This is a genomic window from Kytococcus sp. HMSC28H12 (genome assembly GCF_001816045.1).
In the GTDB taxonomy this organism is placed as follows: Bacteria; Actinomycetota; Actinomycetes; order Actinomycetales; family Dermatophilaceae; genus Kytococcus; species Kytococcus schroeteri.
Genome location: NZ_KV824379.1, coordinates 1 through 5245, shown reverse-complemented (window position 1 = coordinate 5245; position 5245 = coordinate 1). Strand labels below are relative to the sequence as shown.

General features: G+C 73.3%; 5 protein-coding genes and 1 pseudogene. 5 read left to right on the top strand and 1 reads right to left on the bottom strand.

What is annotated here, in order from left to right; all coding sequences use genetic code 11:
- Window positions 1-195, top strand: a pseudogene (locus tag HMPREF3099_RS12755) (hypothetical protein); the annotation flags it as partial.
- Window positions 196-213: 18 nt separating this feature from the next.
- On the opposite strand, the gene HMPREF3099_RS04450 reads toward HMPREF3099_RS12755, so the two are convergent.
- Window positions 214-1962, bottom strand: a complete 1749-nt coding sequence (locus tag HMPREF3099_RS04450; protein ID WP_070704500.1) for a DUF7800 domain-containing protein — start codon at window positions 1960-1962, stop codon at window positions 214-216.
- 107 nt (window positions 1963-2069) lie between these two features.
- Here HMPREF3099_RS04450 and HMPREF3099_RS04445 point away from each other — a divergent pair, with 107 nt between their 5' ends.
- From HMPREF3099_RS04445 to HMPREF3099_RS04430, 4 genes are all read left to right on the top strand, one after another.
- On the top strand, window positions 2070-2654 hold the full coding sequence (locus tag HMPREF3099_RS04445; RefSeq protein WP_070704497.1) for a mycothiol transferase: 585 nt from the start codon (window positions 2070-2072) through the stop codon (window positions 2652-2654).
- Window positions 2654-2971 carry a hypothetical protein gene (locus HMPREF3099_RS04440; RefSeq protein WP_141761988.1) on the top strand — a complete coding sequence of 106 codons (318 nt, stop codon included), beginning with the start codon at window positions 2654-2656 and terminating at the stop codon, window positions 2969-2971. The genes HMPREF3099_RS04445 and HMPREF3099_RS04440 overlap by 1 nt, the downstream gene beginning before the upstream one ends.
- A gap of 109 nt (window positions 2972-3080) precedes the next feature.
- The gene (gene mmsB, locus HMPREF3099_RS04435; RefSeq protein WP_070704492.1) at window positions 3081-3971 is read left to right on the top strand and encodes a 3-hydroxyisobutyrate dehydrogenase; all 891 of its coding nucleotides are present in this window, start codon (window positions 3081-3083) and stop codon (window positions 3969-3971) included.
- 284 nt (window positions 3972-4255) lie between these two features.
- The gene (locus tag HMPREF3099_RS04430) at window positions 4256-5212 is read left to right on the top strand and encodes a CPBP family intramembrane glutamic endopeptidase (RefSeq protein WP_070704490.1); all 957 of its coding nucleotides are present in this window, start codon (window positions 4256-4258) and stop codon (window positions 5210-5212) included.
- The last annotated feature ends 33 nt before the right edge of the window (window positions 5213-5245 follow it).

Genomic DNA, 5245 nt, shown 5'->3' with positions numbered 1-5245 from the left:
GCCCGCCGTGACGTGGACGCCGCCCTGCTGCGCGCCCGCCCGCGCCCGGACCGCGCGTCGTCCCTGCTGCGCACCCCGTTCGGGCTGGCGCTGCACGAGCACCGTGGGGCCCTGCTGGGCTGGACCCTCGGGCCCTTCGTGCTGGTGGCCGCCGGGTTCGCGGGCTTCCGGCGCCGCGACGTCCCGCGCGGCTGAGCGGCGCCCGCCGCCCCCTCACTCCACCCGCACGCGCCCGTCCTCGTCGAGGTCCACGGTCTGCACCTCCACCAGCATCGGGTGGTCGTGGTCGCCGTCGCGCACCTCGCCGGTCCACCAGCTGGCCTCCAGCTCCTCCCCGTCCACCCGCAGCAGCGCCACGTTGTTGGTGAACCACGGCCCGGCCACGTCGCGCCACCGCCAGGGCTGCGCCGGCACGTGCGCCGAGCGCCCCGCCATCGCCCCCAGCGGCACGGCCAGTCCGTGGGCCAGCACGGCCGTCGCGTAGCGCATCACGGTGGGCAGCGGGTTGCGGATGGGGCTGCACACCAGCTGCAGCACGCGCATCTCCGGCGCCTCCCCGGCGGCCGCCTGGGCCCGCTCGTCGTCGGTGAGGTCGTGGTCGTCCAGCAGCGACGCGGACTCCACCTCGGACACGTACGAGTGGTGCACGTCGCCACTGAGGAAGAGCACGGACCGCGGCACCGGCCCCCGCTCACCGCGCGCCAGCTCGCCCACCATCGCGCACACGCGCAGGAACGAGGCGTGGAACGCCGCCCAGTGCTCCAGGTCCACGGTGGTGCGCAGCCACTCGGCCACGGCCGCGGCGCGCTCCCCGAAGACCCCGTTGCCCACGGCCTCGTTCCACGCCTCCAGGTGGTGCAGGCCGCGCGGCAGCAGGAAGGGCAGCGAGGTGCCCACCACCACGTGCTCGATGCCGTCGGCGCCCCGCAGCTGGTCGCTGAGCCACTGCATCTCGCGCTCGTCGAGCATCTGCCGCTCGCCCCGCTCCATCACCCGTGCGGCGCGGGAGTCCACCACGACCAGGCGGGTGGCGCCGATGTCGCGGGCGTAGGACCACCGGTAGGTGTCGGGGTGCTGGTCCACACGTTCGGCGAAGGCGTCGAGCACCTCGGTGACGTCCGGGTGGGGGTCGGTGCGCTGCCGCGAGACCACCTCCCGCCAGATCTCGTCCTGGGCGCGCTCGGCCACCGAGAGATTGCCCAGGTGCTGGTACACCCAGTACGAGCCCAGCGCCGCCACGATGCGGTCGTGCCACCAGTCGGTGGCCTCCATCTCCTCGCGCCAGGCGGCGGAGGTGTTCCAGTCGTCGCGCACGTCGTGGTCGTCGAAGATCATGAGGGTCGGCAGGCTGGCCAGCAGCCACCGCACCCACGGCTCGCCCCAGGCCAGGGAGTACAGGTGCGCGTACTCCTCGTAGTCGGCCAGCTCCTTGCCGGGCCCCTCGTCGAGCGAGCGGCGCGAGGCGATGAACTCCTGCATCGCCTCGCTCGTGGCGTCGGCGTACACCTGGTCGCCGAGCAGCAGCATCATCTCCGGCAGGGCGGGTGCGTCCTCCCGGCCGAGGGCGTTCGCCATGCCCAGGGTGCGCAGCGCGTCCACGCCGTGGGTGCGGTGCCCCTTCGCGTCGTGGCTCACCGAGGTGCGGCACGAGCCGAAGCCGAGGTCCACCGCGGCGCCGGGCGTCAGCGTGTTGAGCCGCGGCGCGGGGCGGGGGTCGTCGGCCTCGGGCCAGGCGTGGGCGTCGTCCACGAGCACCTCGTAGGTGCTGTCCAGGCCGGAAGGGAGCCCGGTGAGCTCCACGACGGCGTAGTGGTGCCCGTGCGCGCTGAAGGTGCTGGCCGATGCCGTGTGCTCCCCGGCGCGCACCTCCACCCGGGCGGGGGCGTCGGTCTCCACCCAGATCGCGGCGGACCCGTGGTCCACGTGGCGCAGCAGGGGGCCGATGACGATGGAGGCAGCCATGCGGCCAGTCTCGCAGCCACCGGGAGGTTGTCGGTGCCGGCTGCCACGCTGTGGGTTCAGCACCCTGGTGGCCACCGGGGCGCCGGCCACCAGCCCAGGAGGATGCCGTGTACCTGCCCGCCCAGCACGACGAGCCCACCACCCACGCCGAGTACGTCCGCCAGCTCGCGGAGTCGCTCCGGGCGAGCGCGTACGGCCTCACCGAGGAGCAGGCCCGCCTCACGCCCTGCCGCAGCGCGCTGAGCATCGGCGGCCTGCTCAAGCACCTGGTGCACGTGTACGCCGAGGTCGTGGGCGCGGAGGTCGTGCACCCGGACCGGGTCCCGGCGGACCCGGTCGAGGCGTTCATGGCCAGCTTCACCCTCCGCGAGGACGAGACGCTCGCGCTGACCCTGGCCCGTTTCGACGAGGTGATGGAGGCCCTCGTGGAGAACCTGCGCACGGCCGACCCGGGCGAGGTGGTGGAGCAGCCGGCCATGCCCTGGTTCGGTGTGGACGCCCCTGCGCGGGTGTGCGCGCGCTACCAGCACGTGCACGTGGTGGAGGAGCTCGCGCGCCACGCCGGGCACGCCGACATCGTCCGGGAGCAGATCGACGGCGCGACCTCTCCGGAGCTGCTGCTCGCGGTCTGGGGCCAGCCGGGCAACGACTTCGTGCAGCCGTGGCGCCCGGCCGGGGAACGGGGCGCCTGATGCCCTCCTACCGCCTCGTCGCCGACGTGCTCGCCGTCCGGGGTGACACCCCGCCCTCGAAGGTGCTCGACATCGCCCGGGAGGTGGTGGGCCGCACCCACCTGGTGGAGAAGGTGTCCCTCGACATGCCCCGTGGCGTGCCCCAGGTGACCGTGCGCTGCGTGGTGGCCGAGTCCAACGACGACGCCGAGGACCACGAGGCGTTCGACCTGGCAGCGCGCTATCTCGCGGAGATGTCCGAGGTGGTCCAGATGCCCCGGGTGGAGGTCCGGCGGCGCGTCAAGGGGCGCTTCGTCCCCATCAACCGCCCGCGCTGACGAAGGCCGTCACCGCGGCTGACGGGAGCGCCACCCGGGGTGGCCCCGGCCTCTCGTGGCCCCACCCACCCCGGCGTGACCTGCATCACGCGGGGAGTAGGCTCGCGGCATGAAGATCGCGTTCCTGGGACTCGGAAACATGGGTGGCCCGATGGCCGCCAACCTCGTCAAGGCCGGCCACGAGGTCACGGGCTTCGACCCCGTGCCCGCCGCCCGTGAGACCGCGCAGGGCAACGGCGTCACCGTGGCCGAGAGCGGCGCGCAGGCCGTGGCCGACGCCGAGGTCGTCATCACGATGCTGCCCAACGGCCAGCTGGTGCTGGACTCCTACGGCGAGATCGTCCCGGCTGTGACCGGTCAGGACGTCCTGTTCATCGACTCCTCCACCATCGACGTGGAGTCTGCCCGCAAGGCCGCCGACATGGTGCGCGAGGCGGGCCACTCCAGCATCGACGCCCCGGTCTCCGGCGGTGTGGTGGGTTCCGAGGCCGGCACGCTCACCTTCATGGTCGGCGGCACCGACGAGGCCTTCTCCCGCGCCGAGCCGGTCCTGCAGGCCATGGGCCGCAAGATCGTGCACTGCGGCGGTGCGGGCAATGGCCAGGCCGCCAAGATCTGCAACAACATGCTGCTGGGTGTGCAGATGATCGCCGTCTCCGAGGCCTTCGTGCTCGGCGAGAAGCTCGGCCTGGACCCGCAGGCCTTCTTCGATGTCGCCTCCACCAGCTCCGGCCGCTGCTGGGCCCTGGACACCAACTGCCCGGTGCCGGGCCCGGTCGAGGGATCGCCGGCCAACCGCGACTTCGAGGGCGGTTTCGCCTCGGGCCTCATGCTCAAGGACCTGAACCTCGCGCAGGACGCCTCCGAGCTGGCCGGCGTGGACACCGCCTTCGGTCGAGCGGCCCGCGACGCCTACGAGCGCTTCGTCGACATCGACGGTCCCCGGCGCGACTTCGGGGCCGTCATCACCGCCATCGAGAGCGACACGCTCAACGGCTGACCGCACGGCACCGCCGCCCCGGCGGTGCCGTGGCGCCGGACCGGAGGGCCTCCACCCCGCCGGGGGTACCGGGCGGAGCGGGGCCCTCCTACCCTGTGCGGGTGAATCAGCAGCCCGGCCAGCCCCATCCGCAGCACCCCCAGGGTCCGCCGCAGGACCCTTACGCCCCGCAACCGCCGTACGGGCAGTACGCCCACCCTGCCCCGACGGGATACGCACCGGGGCCGTACGCCCCGCCCCCTTACGCGCCGGGGCCGTACGGCCCGCCGGCCCCCGTCTCGTCGGTGCGTCCGGACGCCGAGTTCCACGAGCTCACCCGTGGCCCCCGCCGTGCCTGGTGGCGCCCCGTCGTGGCCCTGCTCCTGTGGATCCCGGTCGGCATCGTGGTGGCACTCGTCGCCATCGTGGCCATGCTCGCCCCGATGCTGTCCATCGAGAGCCAGCGGCAGGGGTTCGAGCAGGGTGGTGACGGCATGCCGGAGGTCTTCCACCCGCTGACCTTCCTGGGCATGAACGCCGGCCTGGCCGTCCTCGTGCCGGCGGCCGTCGGCGTGCTCGCCCTGGCCTACTGGATGCGGCCGGGCTTCGCCTCCTCGGTGGCGGGGCGCTTCCGCTGGGGCTGGGCGCTGCGTGTGCTCGTGGTGCTCACGCCGTGGTGGGTGCTCTACCTGCTCGGGACGGCCGCGCTGGCCGGGGAGAGCTTCACGCCGCACCCGCACCGGTACTTCTGGTGGATGCTGCTCGTGGTGGTGCTGACCACGCCCCTGCAGGCGGCCGGCGAGGAGTACCTGTTCCGCGGCTTCGTGATGCAGTGGTTCGGCAGCTGGATCCCGTGGACGTGGCTGGCCCTGGGGCTGTCCACGGTCACCTCGGTGAGTCTCTTCGCCCTCGCGCACGGCTCGTTGGACCCCTGGGTGCTCGCCGACCTGGGCCTGTTCGCCCTCGTGGCCCTGGTGATGATCGTGCGCACCGGCGGCATGGAGGCGGCCGTGGTCATGCACTCGGTCAACAACGTGACGCTCATGGTCATCTCGCTGTTCTTCGGCGGCTTCGAGGACGGCTTCGTGGGCGGCGACACCACCTCCACCCCGGCGGTCCTGCTCATGAGCGTGCTGCTGCAGGGCGTGGGTCTGGCGCTGGTGGAGTGGCAGTGGCGCTGCAGCGGGCTGGGCAACCGCACGGCCGCCGGCCCGGAGGAGCTGCTGCACCCCCGCGACCGCGTGGGGGCCGCCGCCCGCTGACCACGCACGGCCGCTGGCCGGCACGCACTGAAG

What these genes read in the sequence shown, in the direction of transcription:
- HMPREF3099_RS04440 (WP_141761988.1), top strand. Translation starts at nt 2,654, where the DNA reads ATGCCCTCCTACCGCCTCGTCGCCGACGTGCTCGCCGTCCGGGGTGAC.
- HMPREF3099_RS04450 (WP_070704500.1), bottom strand. Translation starts at nt 1,962, where the DNA reads ATGGCTGCCTCCATCGTCATCGGCCCCCTGCTGCGCCACGTGGACCAC.
- mmsB (WP_070704492.1), top strand. Translation starts at nt 3,081, where the DNA reads ATGAAGATCGCGTTCCTGGGACTCGGAAACATGGGTGGCCCGATGGCC.